Here is a 14,667-nt window from a genome sequence, read left to right as displayed (position 1 = left end):
GCGTGACGCCGTCACAATCGAATCCTGAAGCGGCCGGCGAGATCGAGGTCCGTGGCCGGCGCCCGCCTGTCCTTTTCCTCGCGCCGCGCCCCGGCCGGCAGGGCCCCGACGCGGGCGGCCAGCCGGTCCGCCGCTTCAGCGAGGACATGCAGGTCGCGCGCGCTCGCCATCTCTGCGACGATGCGCAGGCAAGCCGGGTCGTTGCGGACCCGCTCCTCGCGCAGGATCGCGGCCAGCCGCGCCGCGATCTCCTCGAGAACCGCCGACACATCGGGGGCGGGCCAGCGCTCCCGGGCCGCGAGCCAGGCCTCCACGAGGGCCACAGACGTCGCGCCGTCCGCCAGGCCGGCGACCGTCGGCGGCGCCGGCGGCTCAGGCCAGGGCGTCGAGGCGACAACTGGCGTCTCCGGCAGGCTCACGCAGGCCTCCTGATGGCATCCCCTTCCATCTCCTCTAGTCCGTCGACCGCGCCCGCCCTGTGCCGTTCGTGACACTCCCGCGCGCCCGAGGCGCATAAGGATCGGGAGTTCCGGACCACGGCAGGGGCGCCGCATGCAGCCAGCAACCACACGTCGACAATCCCGCGATGCGTCGTGCGTCGTCGGCGGCGGCACGGTTGAATCGCTGGCCGGGCCCGCGGCCCTGCGCGCCGCGCACGGCGCGGCGGGGGACGCGGCCATCGCCGCGCTCTCGGCCGGAGACGTCCGGCGGGCCAAGCGCATCCTGGCGCAGGCGGCGCGCCGCGCGAGGGCCGAGCCCGGAGGGCGGGAGTCGCTGCTCGCCTTTCAGCGCCTGCTCCTCCTCGTCAATCTCGCCTGAGAAGGGATCGACGACCATGCTGTCGCCCAATGCCGATTTGCAGACCCGTCCGGCGCTCGACACGGACGAGGCGCGGCTGCTGGTGGAAACCGGCTTCCTGGCCTTGTCGCGCGGCAAAGTCGGCGAGGCGGAAGCGATCTTCCACGCCGTGCTCGCGGCGCGTCCCGGCGAAGAGGCCGGCCATCTGGGCCTCGCCCAGCTGGCGCTTCTGCTCGGCGATACGGAGCGGGCCCTTCGGGCGCTGTCCGAAGCTCCCGACACCGCCGCGGTGCTCGCGTTCAGGGGCATGGCCCTGGCGCGCCGGGGCGACGCCGCCGGCGCGCGATCGCTGCTCGCGAGGGCGGCCGCGGATCCCGACGTCGGCGCGCTGGCCCGCGCCGTCCTGGACTCGCTATGAGCGGCGTCGAAGCCGGGGGTGGCGGCGCGGAGCCCGCCCGTCTCGTATTCAAGATCCTGTCGGGGCCGCAGATCGGCGCCGAGCTCCGTCTCGACCCCGGGACCTACCTGCTGGGATCGGGCCCCGAGGATGACCTCCATATCTCCGATGTCAGCGTGGCGGCCGGTCATGCGCGCATTCGCTGGTCCGACGGGCGCATCGAGGTCATGGCGGGCGCGGGTTCGCTGCATTCCGCGCGCGGCGTCGAGGTGCGCCCCGGCGAGGGCGAATGGCGCGAACTCGAGGCGCTCGACGTGGTCGTCGTCGGCACGACGCGCTTCGCCCTGGGGCCCGTCACCGCGAACTGGACAAGCCTGGGAGAGACGGCCGGTCTCGACGGCAGACCTTCGGCCCGCGCCGCCTCCGCGGGCGCGAAAGGACCGCGCTGGCGCTGGCCGGTCGTGGCCGCCGCCGCCTTCGCCATCGGCGCGGCCGCGAGCGCGGTGCTCTTGCGGGACGCGCTCGGGCCGGCGGCGCTGCAGGCCCGCGACGCCAGCCGGGACCTCGCCATCGTGCGGGAAGCCCTCGATGCCTATGACTTCGGGCGCGCCATCGCGACGCGTCAGGAGGCGGACGGCGCGGTCATCGCAGCGGGCTATGTCGAGCTGCCCGCCGAGCGCCGCGCGCTCGTCGACGCCGTGGGACGGACCGGCGTGCCGGCCCGCCTGAGGGTCTGGGTGCGCGAGACGATCCGCGCCGACCTCGCCGCCCTTATCCAGGCGGAACGGCAGCCCCTCTCCTTCACGCTGTCGCGAAACGGTGAAGCAGCGCTCTCCGGCGTGTTGCTCGACGCCTCCGCGCTGGAGCGCTTCGTCGCGCTCGCGCGCGACACCGTGCCGGGCCTGAGCAGCGTGCGCAGCGAGGGCGTGCACACCGCACGCTCCCTGCTTCCGAAGGTCGAAGACCTGGCGCGCCAGTCGCGCATCGGCCGCACCGTCCTGTTCAGGCTCGACGGGACCGCGCTGATCGAGGCGACCGGCTTCGTGACGACGGAGCAGGTCGATGGCTGGACAGGGTTCCTGCAGGCCTATGCCACGCGTTTCGCGCCGCTGATTCCGCTGCGCTCCTACGTCTCCGCGCAGCCCGCCCCGGGCGAACCGGCGGGCTCCGGCTCGCGGGCTGTGGGTGAGAGGGCGCTCGACGCCGAACGGCTCATCAAGGGCGGCTACCGGGCCGACGACATCTTGCCGCCGGCGGGATCGGGGCAACCGGCCATCGTCCTCGGACGCCTCCCCGGTTCGCCCTCCCCGCCCCCGGCCGACCCTGCTCCGGCGACCGCGCAGCCGGCCCAGCCGGCCGCGCGCACGGTGAGGCAGATTTGGCCGGCGGCCGCCTCGCCCCCGACGCCCGCGCAGGACGGCGCGCCGGCGGCCGGCGGAGGCACGGTCAGACCCATCGCGCCGGCCGCGACGTCGCCCGCCGCTCCCGCCCAGGGCAACAGCCCCGCGGCCGCGTCGTCCCTCACCGCCGGCTCGTCGCCAGGCTCGTTCGAGGGGCTGGCCGAGGCCGCCCTGCGCCAGCAGCTCGCCGACCCCGTCGCGAATCCGCAGATGGCGCGGCGCCTTCGCTCCGTCGCCGCCCCTCTCCTCGCCCGGGCGCGCGAGGACGCGCCGCGCGAACCCTGTTGGCCCGGGGCCAGAATTACGGCCGACGAAGCCGCGCGCATCGCCTTGCACCTCGATCTCCTCAGCGTCAGCCGCGTCCTGTCGACAGGACAGTTCACGGCCACCGACCAGGGACTTCTGGCCGAGGCCGCGCTGAGCCCGGTGCGACTCGGGCGATGCCTTGCATCGCCGGCCTCGCGCGATGCCGCGCCCGACAGCGAGCGGTCCGTCTACGTCGCGGAGGCGTTGAGCACGGCCGCCATCGCCGAGCATGTGCTGAGGGATTTCGCGCGCACGCGGTTTCCCGTCACCGGTGTCGGCCTTGCGGGCGCGCCGTTCCTGTTCGGCCCGGACGGGCAGCGCTGGCGCCTCGGCAACCGCGTCTCCGCCGATCTGCGGATCGCGGCGATCGGCGAACTGGGAGTGCTGCTGCAGGGAGACGGCGGGTGGCAAGTCATGCTGTACGACGCGTCGCTGGAGTGGAAGCTTGAACTGTGAATCGCGCCGAGGCCCGCCGCCGCGGTCATTCCAGGGAGCCGCGTCGCCATGACGGCGCCGAGGCCTGTCCTTCGCCTGCTGATCGTTGACGACCATCCGCTCGTGCGCATCGGACTGCGAGCGGCGATCATGGCCGCATTTCCCCAGGCGGTGCTCGAGGAGGCCCAGTCCATCGCCGAGGCGCTTGCCTGCCTGCGCGCCGCCGACATCGACCTCATTCTGCTCGATCTGGCGCTTCCCGACAGCCGCGGGCATGAAGGGCTTGCGGTCCTGCGGGCCGCGGCGCCCGGACTGCCCGTCGTCGTCCTCACGGGCGCCGCCGACGATGACGTCCGGGGCGCGTGCCTTGCCGCAGGCGCGAGCGCCGTCGTCTTCAAGAGCAACGGCCCTCGGGAGGTGATCGAGGCGATCGGCCGGCTCGTCGACGCGGCGCCCATGGACGGCGCAACCCGGCCCGGCCTGACGCCCCGCGAGACCGACATCCTCATCCTGTGCGCCAAGGGCCTGCAGAACAAGCAGATCGGGCGAAGCCTCGGGATCAGCGAGAATACCGTGCGTGCGCACCTGGCCAGCGTCTTTCGGCGGTTCGGCCTGGCCAGCCGTGGGGACGTGCAGGCGCTCCTGGAGAGAACCGGCGTCCTCTGAAACGGCCCACTCGAGCCCGAAGCCGACGGGACCCAGCTTTCAACGGCCAGGCCGCCCATTCAGGCGCCCGCATTCTCCGGAAGGTTGCGCATGCTGGCCAACGCGGCGGCCAGTTCTCCCGAACTGATCGGCTTGCGAAGAACAATGATGTCGCTGTCCGGCTCGGGCGCGAGCGGATCGCCTGTCACGACCAGGGCCGGGATGGGCCGCCCGAATCGTGCACGCATGCGGGCGATGAGAGACATCCCGTCCACAGCGCCGGGCAGCCGCAGGTCGGTGACGATGATATCCGGCGCCGGGCCGGCGCGAACGACGGCCTTCAGCGCCGCGTCGCTGTCCTGCGCCTCGATGGTGCGGTAGCCCCAGCCCTCGAGAATGTCGACCAGGACGGCCCGCGCGGTGGGATGGTCTTCCACTACCAGGACGACGACCCCCTCCTCATGAACCGGGGGGCCGGCCTGACGCTTGCGATCCAGACGCTCCTCGCTGGACGGGATCGTTCCCCCCACGGCAAGGTCGACGGTGATGGCGAACATCGAGCCCCGTCCCGGCCAGGACCGCACCTCGATGGGCGCACCGATGATCTCGGCCATGCCGCGAGCGATCGTCAGGCCGAGCCCGTGCCCGCGCCGCGCCTGCCGCCCGGGATTCGAGAGCTGACGGAACGGTTCGAAGATCGTCGGGATGTCGTCGGCATGGATCCCCGGCCCCGTGTCCCACACCTGGAGCGACAGGCGGTTCCCCCGCGGGCGCGCGCCGATGAGCACGCGGCCATGTTGCGTGTGCCGGACCGCGTTGCCGACGAAATTGCGCAGGATCTGGGTGAGCAGAACCGGGTCCGTCCGCACCGCCCTGCGCGTTCCCACGACGCAAAAGTCGAGCGACTTCGCGGCCGCGTCCGCGGCGAACTCCAGCGAGACCTGCCTGAGAATGTCGTCCATGCGGACGATGCCCATGTGGGGAGCATAGCCGCCCACACCCGCCCGAGCGGCTTCGAGCATCCGGTCGAGCAAGTCCCGGATCGCGTCCGCCGACTGCACGATCGAGGCGATGCGTGCGCGTCGGTGTTCCATATCCGCGCCCTCCAGCGTGTCGAGCAGTAGGCGCATGGCATAGAGGGGCTGGCGCAGATCGTGCCCGGCTGCCAGCAGGAAGCGGGTTTTTTCCTGGCTCGAGCGCTCGGCCCGATCGCGCGCCTCCGCGATCTCAGAGACGAGACGACGCTCATGGTCGCGAAGCCGGATCAGGTCGCGGAAAGTGCCGTTCTGCAACTGCGAGTAGCCAAGGTGAGTCAGCAGAAAGGCGAGGCCCAGGATGGCCATCGCCTGCTCCGCCGCCTGCGGGCGGAGTGCGAACCAGACGATGACAGGGCCCATGGCGGAGATCGCGAAGGCCGCGTACACCGCTCGCAGCGCGGACAGAGACGCGAGGGAGCCGGCGGTCAGCCCCGTCAACATCATGATCGCGAACGCCGTCAGAAGCGAATTGCCGAGGCTGACGACGTGCCAGCCGAACAGTCCGAACAGGCAACCCGAAAACAGGCTGGCGAGCGTAAAGCCTGCCTTCCAGAACAAGGGCCCAAACCTGTCGGCCGCAAGCCGATAGGCCACGAGCATGCCGGCCCGCGCCGCCGTTACGACGAGAAGCGAGGCAAGCCACGGTCCAGTCCAGCCGAGATCGGCATGGACACTCTCCACCACGCAGAGGGCCGTGACGCCGACGATGACGACAGCCGCGAGGACCACCGGAATCTGGCGCGCCATCAGGGCCGTCAGTTCCCGAATTTCGGCGTCCCGATCCGCGCCATAAAGTTCGCCCGAACCGTTCGCCATCCAAATCCCTCGTGCACCGAGGCCAGTCTGCTCTTCCGGGCGCATGGCCGATGTCACGCGCGTGACAGTTCCGCCTTCCGCCGGAGGCCAACAGGGTTCTGGCCCCCGCCGACTGACCCGCCAAGCGCGAACCGACCCCGCTTCAGGTTCCCCAGGCGCGTGAGCCGGCGCGCTGGCTGGATCTTGATTTTCGCGCCGGGAGCGGGTCTTTCGCGGGTCCATGTAGCCACGAGCGCGAAGGAGGATCCGTGAGCGTCGGATTGTTGGCGTTGCTGGACGATGTCGCCGCCCTCGCGAAGGTCGCGGCGGCTTCACTCGACGACGTGGGCGCGCAGGCCATGAAGGCCGGCACGAAGGCGGCGGGCGTGGTCATCGACGATGCGGCCGTCACGCCGCGCTACGTCGTGGGCTTCGCGGCGGCGCGCGAACTGCCGATCGTCGGCAAGATCGCGGTGGGCTCGCTGCGCAACAAGCTCCTGATCCTGCTACCGGCCGCGCTCGGGTTGAGCCTGCTGGCCCCCTGGGCGATCACGCCGCTCTTGATGCTCGGCGGCCTGTTCCTGGCCTATGAAGGCGCCGAGAAGCTCTACGAGGCCCTGTTTCCCGGCGCCGCCCATCGCCACGAGGACGAGGCGCAGCCTCACCGGGCCAGCGATCCTGCCGCCTTCGAGAACGACAAGGTCGCGGGAGCGGTGCGGACGGATTTCATCCTGTCCGCCGAAATCATGGCCATCACGCTCGCCGCCGTGCCCGAGGCGGGTCTGTGGGGCCAGGCGGTCGTGCTCGCGGTGGTGGGCACGGGCATCACCTTGCTCGTCTACGGGGCGGTGGCGGTGATCGTGAAGGCCGACGATGTCGGCGTCGCTCTCGCCCGCGCCGGTTCGGACTCGGCGTCCGGAGCCGTCGTCCGCGGCCTCGGACGCGGACTGGTCAAGGGAATGCCCCTGCTCCTCGCCACGCTCGCCGGGCTGGGAACGGCCGCGATGATCTGGGTCGGCGGCGGCATCATCGTGCATGGACTGGAGGTCTTCGGCGCGCCCTGGCTCGCCCACCTCATCCACGACGCCGCGGTAAAGGCGGGCCAGGCCGCGCCGGCGCTCGGCGGCCTCGTCGAATGGTTCGTCTCGGCGCTCGGCGCGGGCGCCGTGGGGCTGGCGATCGGCATCGTGTCGATCCCGATCGTCGGGCGGGTCGTCGCGCCCCTGTGGCGGCTCGCGCGCGGCGTCCTGGGACGCTAGTCTCCGGGTTCGGACAGAGCGGGCGGGAGGCGCGCCAACATGTCGCGACGCATGCAGATCCTGTTGTTGGCGCTCGTCGCCGTGCTCGTCATCGGACAGATGATGCTCGGCGCGCCGCGGACGCCGAGCGTCCGGGAGATGTGGGAGCGCGTGTCGCGTTGAGCCGCGGCGCCGCCGGGCGCATTCGCGAGGCGGGCCGTCGCGACGTTACGGGCCGAAAAGCCGGCCTTTTTCTGTGACGGAGATGGTGGCCAGCGCCGCGAGGCCGAGCACGAGGTGGGCGGTGCTGAGCGGAATGACGGTGCCGTCGAACGCCTGGCCCGTGATCGAGCCGATCGAGGCGGCGAGCAGCGTGGTCAGCGACCCGATGATCGACGAGGCCGTGCCGGCGATCTTGCCCTGAGGCTCCATCGCGATGGCGTTGAAGTTGGCGAAGACCAGTCCGACGAAGAACAGGGCCATCGCCAGCAGGCCGATGAACGGCGGGAAGGACAGGACGCCCGCCCGCGCCGCGATGCTCATGGTCAGCGCGATCAGCGTGAAGGCCATCACCGCGGTGTGCGAGATCCGCTTCATGCCGAGCCGCCCGACGAAACGCGCGTTCAGGAACGACGACAGCGACATCATGATCGCGATGCCCGCGAAAGCCACCGGAAACCAGGGCCCCAGCCCGTACACTTCGCCGAAGATCTGCTGCGCCGAGAGCAGCAGCGAAAACATCGCCCCGAACATCAGCCCGCCGGCGAGGCTGTAGCCGACCGTCAGCCGGTTTCCGAGCACGTGCACGAACGCCTCGAAGACGCTGCGGGGGTTGATCGGGCGCCGCCGATCCGCCGGCAGCGTCTCCGGCAGGCGCAGGAAGGACCACGTGCCGACGATGACACCGTAGATCGCCAGGAATCCGAAAATGGCGCGCCAGGGCGCGACGAGCACGATGATCTGGCCGATGGACGGCGCCAGCACCGGGACCGCCATGAACACCATCATCGACAGCGACATCACGCTCGCCATGCGGCGGCCGTTGTAGCAGTCGCGGACGACCGAGGTGGTGATGACGCGCGGCACGGCCGAGGCCAGGCCCTGCATGAATCGTGCGACCAGCAGCAGGACGAAGCTCGGCGCCATCGCGCAGATCGCGGCAGTGGCGATGTAGACGACGATTCCGAACATCAGCACGGGCTTGCGACCGAAGCGGTCCGACACCGAGCCGATGACGAACTGGCCGAGACCGAAGCCGACCATGTAGGTCGACAGGACGAGTTGCCGATCGTTGTCGCGCGTCAGGCCGAGCCCATGGCCGATTTCGGGAAGCGCCGGAAGCATGATGTCGAGCGCCAGCGCGTTGAGCGCCATGAGCCCGGCGATCATCGTCACGAACTCGAGGAAGCCCATCGGCGCATGACCGATTTGGGCCGCGGCGGGTTGTGGGGTGGCGGCCGGTTCATGCATGGCGGGGGTGGGCTCCAAGACGGGGGTTATGGCCTGCCTCGGTCCGAAGGACAACCTCGCGGACGGACGGGCTCGCATGCGCCGCCGCCGAAGCCTTGCGACGGCGAGCCGGAACTCTAACTCGATGGCAGGAGAACCGCCCATGCGGAGCAGCACCACGAGCGCACGGCGGATGAGCAGGCTCGACCTGTTTATCCGCAGGATGACGGCTCAACGGGCCGCCATCGAGCATGCCGTCGAGGTGATCCGCGACATGCCGGGTTCGATCCTGGAAGTAGGACTGGGAAAGGGCCGTACGTTCGACCACTTGCGCCTGTGTTGTCCCGACCGCCGCATCTGGGTGTTCGACCGGCACGTCGCGGCCCATCGAGACGCCATTCCGGATCGCGAAACCCTGTTCCTGGGTGAATTCGCCGAGACCGTCCCGGCCGCCTACGAAAAGCTCGGGCAGACGGCGGCGCTCGTTCACGCCGATTTCGGCTCGGACGATCCGCGCACCACGCGCGAACTCGCGCTGTGGCTGGGACCGTGGCTCGCCAGGTTCACCGTGTCGAACGGGCTCGTCCTCAGCGACCAGCCATTGGAGGCCGAGGGCCTCGAGCCCGTCGCGCTGCCGCCCGGCGTGGAACCTGGAAGCTATTTCGCCTATCGGCGTCGAGTGGCCCCCTAGCGCCGGGGCACGGAACCCGTCGTGACGTCGTCGTCTCCCGCCATCGCGGCGCTGGAGGTGGTCACGTCGATGCGCTGGCGGAGCACGGCCGTTCCGGCCGGAGGTTCTGCCATCGGGCGAAACTTGGCGCCCGCGCCCGGCGCATTGGCGCCGATGGCCGGCATGCCGGACTCGGCATGGACCGCGCCGTCGGGGCAAGCCAGCGCGAGGGACGCCGTCGTCAAGAGAAGGCAGGCGGCCAACGCGGCACGATCGATCGCGGCCATGTCGAATTCCTTCGCATTCGGTGCGCCGCCCCGGAAGGTCGGGGCGGCGCCGATGGAATCAACGCCGCCGCTCGCGCTTCGTTCCGGGTCAGTCCTCCTCGTCTTCATCGTCGTCGAGCGGGACGAGGAAATAGACGGTCGAGACGTCCTCGTCGCCCTCGACCTCCTCGGTGTCCTCGTCCTCGTCGTCTTCATCGTCGAAGGCGGAATCCTCGAATTCCGCGATCTCGTCCTCGGTGGACGGCCGGATCGTGAGCGCGGCGTTGCCGTCCCACAGAGGCTGGCCGCTGCTGGTAAGGCTGGCGAGATCCTCCTGGAAATCCTCCTGCTCCAGCAATTCGCGCGTTCCGGCTTCGGTGGCGTCGACGACCGCGACGGGCTTTCCGCCGATTTCGATGGTGAACATGGGAGGCCTCTTGTTTGGGACCGGGGTCAACGCTTCGGGATGGAACGGGATGCACCGCCGGGCCGGCACGTCTAGCGCGCGCCGCGATCCCCGCCAAGCGGTTCGGACGCCGTCACGCGTGCGGCGAGGCCGGGCGTTTGCGCAACAAGCCCAGCCCGGTGAAATAGAGCGCGCTCGCCAGCAGCGCGACATTGGTCAGGCCGTCGGGCTTCAGGTCCTCGGCGATGGTCATGAAGCCGGCCGCCATCCACACCACGCACATGACCAGCGTGACAGGCTTGAACTGCTTGACGCGGAACGGATGCACGAAGACGAGCGGTAGCGCCTGGCCCACCGCCGCCGCCGCGATCACGGCCGTCGCGATCCACGGCGAGGGCTGGTAGATGATGAGGTAGAAGACGACCACGTTCCAGACGGCCGGGAAGCCGGCGAACCAGTTGTCGGGCGTCTTCATCCTCAGGTCCGAGAAATACAGCGCCGCCGAGACGACGATGGCCACCGCCCAGGTCAGCGCGAAGCCGCGTTCCCAGATGCCCGAATAGACGAGGATCGCCGCGGGGACGAAGACATAGGTCGTGAAGTCGATGACCAGATCGAGCACGTCGCCGGAGATGTTCGGCAGACGGTCGCGCACGTGCAGCGCCCGCGCGATGGTGCCGTCGATGCCGTCGACGATCAGCGCCACGCCCAGCCACGCGAACGAATGGGCCAGGTTCTTCTCGACCGCCGCGAGCAGGGCCAGCAGCGCCAGCGCGCCCCCCGAGGCGGTGAAGAAATGGACGCAATAGGCCGGCAACCTCTCGGCGAAGGGCCGCTTGGCGCGCAGGTCTTCGTCGCTGTCCGTCGTCAAGCGTTGCACCGGTGAACGAGGCCGTGGAACCCGGCTGGGATCGGGGTCATCGGGAGAGGGGATGACCCGACCGATAAAACATCAACAGCCAGCGAATGGCCAGTGCCGGGCGGAATTTGCGGTGGAAGAACAGTCGCCCACGCGCATTTCAGGCGCGCAGCACGCGCGTCAGGGCGTCCAAGCCCGCCTCCCCCGCCGCCACGGCGAAGCCCGCGGCGATCAGCCCCGCCCCGATGAGTCGCGGCATCCAGACGCCCGAGCTCGTCTTCTCGAGCGTCATCAGCACGGCGAAGACGGCCATCCAGACGATGTTCATCGTCCCCGCCGCCAGCATCAGCGCCATCATCGCCCAGCAGCAGCCGACGCACCGGACGCCCTGCCCGACGCCGAGGCGGAACACGCCGGTTCGGCCCGCCCGCGCCGCCGCGGCGTCGAGCGGGTGCCGGCAGAAGCTGAGGCAGGCGAGCTTGTAGTCGCTGAACTGGTAGAGGCCCGCCGCCCCCATCGCCAGGCCGGCGAGCGCGGCGGCGACGCGCGGCGGCGGGGCGAGCCAGGCGAGCGCCAGTCCGCCGCCCACCTGGAGCGCCGCCGCCGCGAGCGCGACGGGGGTCCAGACGGCGAGATAGCCGGCGATCAGCACGAGCGGCGACGCGGGGCGCGGGCCGAAACCGCCCCCCGCCGCCTCTTCGGCGTAGGACAGCGCCATGGGCGCGGCGGTGGGCAGCATCATGGCCATCGTCATCGCCACCCAGAACCCGGCGGCGACCGCGTAGTCGGCGGCGAGCCCGGCGAGGTCGGCTCCGCGCTCCAGCCCCACCGGGCGGCAGACCGCCTGCCAGAGTGCGTCGGCGCCCCATCCGGCGCGGCCCGCCTCCAGCGCGAGCGCCGTCCAGCCGGCCAGCGTCAGGGCGGCGATCGCCAGCGCGGCGACGCGTTCGGCCCGTCGGGGCGGGCTTGCGGGAGGGTTGGTCGTGCTTGCCGTCATGTCGTCCGGATCGCGCCCGATCGCGCCTGCACTTAGCACCCGACCGGATCAGCGCCCACCACTTTTGCGAGAACCGACGGCGCGGCGCGACGGTCTTGTCGCACGCGGGGCCCTGCCCCACCTTGACGCAGGTCATCGCGCAGCAGCATGGATCGGCGAGAGATCGTCGCGGCAACCGGGGTTTTTGGCGTGGATTCGACCGATATTGCGATCGTGGGGGGCGGAGCGGTCGGGCTTTCGGCCGGAATCGCGCTCGCCCGGCAGGGCTGGCGCGTGGTTCTGGCCTCGCGCGGGCCGGTGCGGCGGGACGGGCGGACCATCGCCCTGATGGACGGTTCGGTGCGCTTCCTGGAGGAGATCGGGGCCTGGGAGGCGCTGGCGCCCCATGCCGCGCCGCTGGCGAGCCTGACCATCGTCGACGACACGGGCGGGCTGTTCCGGGGTCCGCCGGTGACGTTTCACGCCGGCGAGCTGGGTCTCGACGCCTTCGGGCAGAACGTCGAAAACGGGACGCTGGTCGAATCGATCGCCCGGGTCGCGGCCGCGACGCCCGGACTGGAGCTGCGCGACGCGCTGATGACCGGCCTGTCGACCGACGGCACACACGCAGCGGTTGCGCTCGATACCGGCGAGACCCTGCGCGCCGGACTGGTCGTCGGGGCGGACGGGCGGGCCTCCCCGGTGCGGGTGGCGGCCGGCATCGGCAGCCGCCCGTGGACGTACGAGCAGTCGGCGGTGACCGCCATCCTGGCCCATGACAAGTCCCACCACGACACCTCGACCGAGTTCCACACGCGCGCCGGACCGTTCACCCTGGTGCCCCTGCAGGGCAAGCGTAGCAGCTTGGTATGGCTCACGAATCCGGCGCGGGCCGAGGAGCTGGCGGGGCTCGACCCGGAGGCTTTCGCGCTCGCGGCGGAGCAGCAGGCGCACTCGATGCTGGGGGCGATGAGGCTCGACGGCCCGCGCGGCGTGGTGCCGATGTCGGGCCTCTCCGTCGACCGTTTCACCGCCCGCCGGACCGCCATCGTCGGCGAGGCGGCGCACGTGTTCCCGCCGATCGGCGCGCAGGGGCTCAACCTGGGATTGCGCGACGCGACGGATCTGGCGCGCGCGCTGGGGCCGGCCGGGGGCGATCCCGGGGCTCCGGAGAGGCTGGCCCGCTACGAGCGGGCGCGGGGACCGGACGTCCGCAAGCTGACGGCGGCGGTCGATCTCCTCAACCGCTCGTTGCTGGCCGGGCTGATGCCCGTCGATGCGTTGCGGGGGGCGGGACTGCTCGCTTTGGCCTCCATCGGGCCGCTGCGGCGGATCGTGATGCGGCAGGGTTTGGGCGCGGGGCGCTGACCCCGGCTTCGGAAACCGCCCCCTCGATCGAAAGTTCGCCGGCCGTTTCAACGCGGAATCCGCGCCGTGATTGCGCCGGGATCGGAACGTCGGTTGGGGCTGTTCAACGGAATACACGCGGCGCGGGCAAGCGCGCGCCGCCGCCCGTTATCCGGGCAAACCGCGCCTTATCCTCGTTGCACCCGAGAGATCACCCGCGGCCCGTTTGACCGTCTGCGCTCGATTGCAGATGGACCTTGGCTTCTTGTCTGCCGTCCCAGTGCCTAACTAAGAATATGCGGTTCTGTTGGTTCGCACGATAGATATAAGGTCGCCGTTCCCTGTTTGCTATCTTGCTGATCTTGGGAAAAATTGCAGCCAAATGGGCGATCTTATACCAAGTGGGCATCTGCGCGCCCCACAGGTAAAAGCAACCGATCCTGTGTTGCTTTACTGCCTCAAGTTCTGCCGGAAGCTTGTGGAACTTAGCATCGTGACTGAGTACAATCCATCCCCTCCGCCCCACTAGCGCGAGCCATTCATCGTCCGCCATGTTTTCGGAAAACCGCTCCTTGTAGTGCGATTCAACCTTAAATGGCGGTTTCATTCCCTCGACTTGTTCGGGGAAGTGACGACCAAAGCATCTGTCAAAATAGAGAGTTATTGAACCCACGTGTTTGGCTGCCTAAGGTCAATGCCTTCGAACTCTAAAGCGCTCTGCACAACCCATTCTGGCAGAGCATAATCATCTGCAATTTCGAAAACCGTATCGCCAGCCAGCCATCGAGCCTTTAGTGCCCACGTGGGAACGCCTTCCACGGAGGGCGCACCAAACGCAAACCTGGGATCGATAACAACGGGCGATTTCTTGCCGCCCAAGTGCCATCTGAGAGCCAGCCCTTCGGCGTATTCAAATTGTTCTAGCCGACCTACTATTTCTTCCCAAGCTAGCTGACCGCCTCGGTTTGCGGCCACTACACGGCCGCTGGCAGCGCCCGGTTCGAATTCCTTGTAGTCCAGCCATAGATCGCGACCGTTCAATTTGAAGCGGTGCTCGGCAAATGGGAACGTGCTGTTCAGCTTTTCGCTGGCGTAAGCTCGCGCGGCGGCAATATCTTTGAGGCTGACCCCCGCTTTACGAGCTGCCGCTACAACAGCAACTTCTATTAACTGCATGTATGACAGGGCTGCGCCCAACTGCCGCTCGGGGAGCGCTTTTCGCGCACCTTTAGCGTGCCATTCCGCCACCGTTTTCCGTGAGATTTGAGCATAGCGAGCCGCATCACCCACCTGATAGGCGGGGATGTGAAGACGCTGCCTCCAAAGCTCCTTTTGGGCTACAGACACCATCACGCGGGCCTGTTCTTACCCTTGGCGATAAACTGGTTCATGTTTGAGCCGCTTCCCCATGAAACCGAAAATAGGACGTACGGCACGAGCCTTGTCTTCAATGCCTAAACCAGAGCTTTTGTTCTACCTAAATTCAAACTCCCTAAAGTAGCGACGAAGCCGCTGCTTGCAGCAGTGTTGCTAGATGCCCTTCATGACCGGTGATTCCTTACCGCCATGCAGGTGTGGCGCACCTCAATTACTAGCCAAAGAAGCGTGGTTTGCAAAGTACATAATCGCCAACAAAAAAGGGC

17 protein-coding genes are annotated in these 14,667 nt (G+C 69.3%); 8 read left to right on the top strand and 9 right to left on the bottom strand.

Features of this window, described 5'->3' with window-relative positions; genetic code table 11:
* Window positions 1-11: 11 nt before the first annotated feature.
* Window positions 12-419 (bottom strand): hypothetical protein, encoded by a 408-nt coding sequence (locus tag NK718_RS13370; protein WP_254743131.1) that lies wholly within the window; start codon window positions 417-419, stop codon window positions 12-14.
* Window positions 420-552: 133 nt separating this feature from the next.
* On the opposite strand from NK718_RS13370, the gene NK718_RS13365 reads away from it, so the two are divergent.
* From NK718_RS13365 to NK718_RS13350, 4 genes are read left to right on the top strand one after another with little or no spacing between them, the layout of a single operon-like run.
* Window positions 553-819 (top strand): hypothetical protein, encoded by a 267-nt coding sequence (locus NK718_RS13365; protein WP_254743128.1) that lies wholly within the window; start codon window positions 553-555, stop codon window positions 817-819.
* 16 nt (window positions 820-835) lie between these two features.
* Entirely contained in the window at window positions 836-1,216 is a 381-nt protein-coding gene (locus tag NK718_RS13360; RefSeq protein WP_254743125.1) for a tetratricopeptide repeat protein, read from the top strand.
* Window positions 1,213-3,357, top strand: coding sequence for an FHA domain-containing protein (locus NK718_RS13355; protein ID WP_254743123.1), 2,145 nt, complete (start codon window positions 1,213-1,215; stop codon window positions 3,355-3,357). The genes NK718_RS13360 and NK718_RS13355 overlap by 4 nt, the downstream gene beginning before the upstream one ends.
* A 48-nt stretch (window positions 3,358-3,405) precedes the next feature.
* Window positions 3,406-4,002 (top strand): response regulator, encoded by a 597-nt coding sequence (locus NK718_RS13350; RefSeq protein ID WP_254743120.1) that lies wholly within the window; start codon window positions 3,406-3,408, stop codon window positions 4,000-4,002.
* A gap of 59 nt (window positions 4,003-4,061) precedes the next feature.
* Here NK718_RS13350 and NK718_RS13345 read toward each other — a convergent pair whose 3' ends face one another.
* Window positions 4,062-5,834 carry an ATP-binding protein gene (locus NK718_RS13345; RefSeq protein ID WP_254743117.1) on the bottom strand — a complete coding sequence of 591 codons (1,773 nt, stop codon included), beginning with the start codon at window positions 5,832-5,834 and terminating at the stop codon, window positions 4,062-4,064.
* A gap of 248 nt (window positions 5,835-6,082) precedes the next feature.
* Here NK718_RS13345 and NK718_RS13340 point away from each other — a divergent pair, with 248 nt between their 5' ends.
* A complete protein-coding gene (locus tag NK718_RS13340; protein WP_254743114.1) occupies window positions 6,083-7,072 on the top strand; it encodes a DUF808 domain-containing protein in 990 nt (329 codons plus the stop codon).
* 39 nt (window positions 7,073-7,111) lie between these two features.
* A complete protein-coding gene (locus NK718_RS21980) occupies window positions 7,112-7,234 on the top strand; it encodes a hypothetical protein (RefSeq protein WP_256515613.1) in 123 nt (40 codons plus the stop codon).
* A 45-nt stretch (window positions 7,235-7,279) separates the two neighbouring features.
* Here NK718_RS21980 and NK718_RS13335 read toward each other — a convergent pair whose 3' ends face one another.
* Window positions 7,280-8,464 carry a multidrug effflux MFS transporter gene (locus NK718_RS13335; protein WP_254743111.1) on the bottom strand — a complete coding sequence of 395 codons (1,185 nt, stop codon included), beginning with the start codon at window positions 8,462-8,464 and terminating at the stop codon, window positions 7,280-7,282.
* Window positions 8,465-8,663: 199 nt separating this feature from the next.
* Here NK718_RS13335 and NK718_RS13330 point away from each other — a divergent pair, with 199 nt between their 5' ends.
* Entirely contained in the window at window positions 8,664-9,191 is a 528-nt protein-coding gene (locus tag NK718_RS13330) for a class I SAM-dependent methyltransferase (protein ID WP_254743108.1), read from the top strand.
* Here NK718_RS13330 and NK718_RS13325 read toward each other — a convergent pair.
* The 4 genes from NK718_RS13325 to NK718_RS13310 all read right to left on the bottom strand — a co-directional run bounded on the left by NK718_RS13325 (window position 9,188) and on the right by NK718_RS13310 (window position 11,698).
* The gene (locus tag NK718_RS13325; protein WP_254743105.1) at window positions 9,188-9,457 is read right to left on the bottom strand and encodes a hypothetical protein; all 270 of its coding nucleotides are present in this window, start codon (window positions 9,455-9,457) and stop codon (window positions 9,188-9,190) included. The genes NK718_RS13330 and NK718_RS13325 overlap by 4 nt on opposite strands.
* 88 nt (window positions 9,458-9,545) lie before the next feature.
* Window positions 9,546-9,863: a hypothetical protein gene (locus NK718_RS13320; RefSeq protein WP_254743102.1), complete on the bottom strand. Its 318-nt coding sequence runs from the start codon at window positions 9,861-9,863 to the stop codon at window positions 9,546-9,548.
* A 112-nt stretch (window positions 9,864-9,975) separates the two neighbouring features.
* Entirely contained in the window at window positions 9,976-10,713 is a 738-nt protein-coding gene (locus NK718_RS13315; RefSeq protein WP_254743099.1) for a CDP-alcohol phosphatidyltransferase family protein, read from the bottom strand.
* A 148-nt stretch (window positions 10,714-10,861) separates the two neighbouring features.
* Window positions 10,862-11,698 carry a DUF2182 domain-containing protein gene (locus NK718_RS13310; protein WP_254743096.1) on the bottom strand — a complete coding sequence of 279 codons (837 nt, stop codon included), beginning with the start codon at window positions 11,696-11,698 and terminating at the stop codon, window positions 10,862-10,864.
* A gap of 189 nt (window positions 11,699-11,887) precedes the next feature.
* On the opposite strand from NK718_RS13310, the gene NK718_RS13305 reads away from it, so the two are divergent.
* Window positions 11,888-13,045: a UbiH/UbiF family hydroxylase gene (locus NK718_RS13305; protein WP_254743093.1), complete on the top strand. Its 1,158-nt coding sequence runs from the start codon at window positions 11,888-11,890 to the stop codon at window positions 13,043-13,045.
* 190 nt (window positions 13,046-13,235) lie between these two features.
* Here the strand turns inward: NK718_RS13305 and NK718_RS13300 are convergent, their stop codons facing one another.
* Together NK718_RS13300 and NK718_RS13295 are read right to left on the bottom strand one after the other, a co-directional pair.
* Window positions 13,236-13,697, bottom strand: coding sequence for a PIN-like domain-containing protein (locus NK718_RS13300; RefSeq protein WP_371877282.1), 462 nt, complete (start codon window positions 13,695-13,697; stop codon window positions 13,236-13,238).
* Window positions 13,685-14,377 (bottom strand): DUF433 domain-containing protein, encoded by a 693-nt coding sequence (locus NK718_RS13295; RefSeq protein WP_254743089.1) that lies wholly within the window; start codon window positions 14,375-14,377, stop codon window positions 13,685-13,687. The genes NK718_RS13300 and NK718_RS13295 overlap by 13 nt, the downstream gene beginning before the upstream one ends.
* Window positions 14,378-14,667 lie beyond the last annotated feature (290 nt).

Source organism: Alsobacter ponti, assembly GCF_024294805.1.
Taxonomy (GTDB): domain Bacteria; phylum Pseudomonadota; class Alphaproteobacteria; order Rhizobiales; family Beijerinckiaceae; genus Alsobacter; species Alsobacter ponti.
Note: the sequence above shows the minus strand (reverse complement) of the source record. Positions and strands in the feature narration are given on the sequence as shown.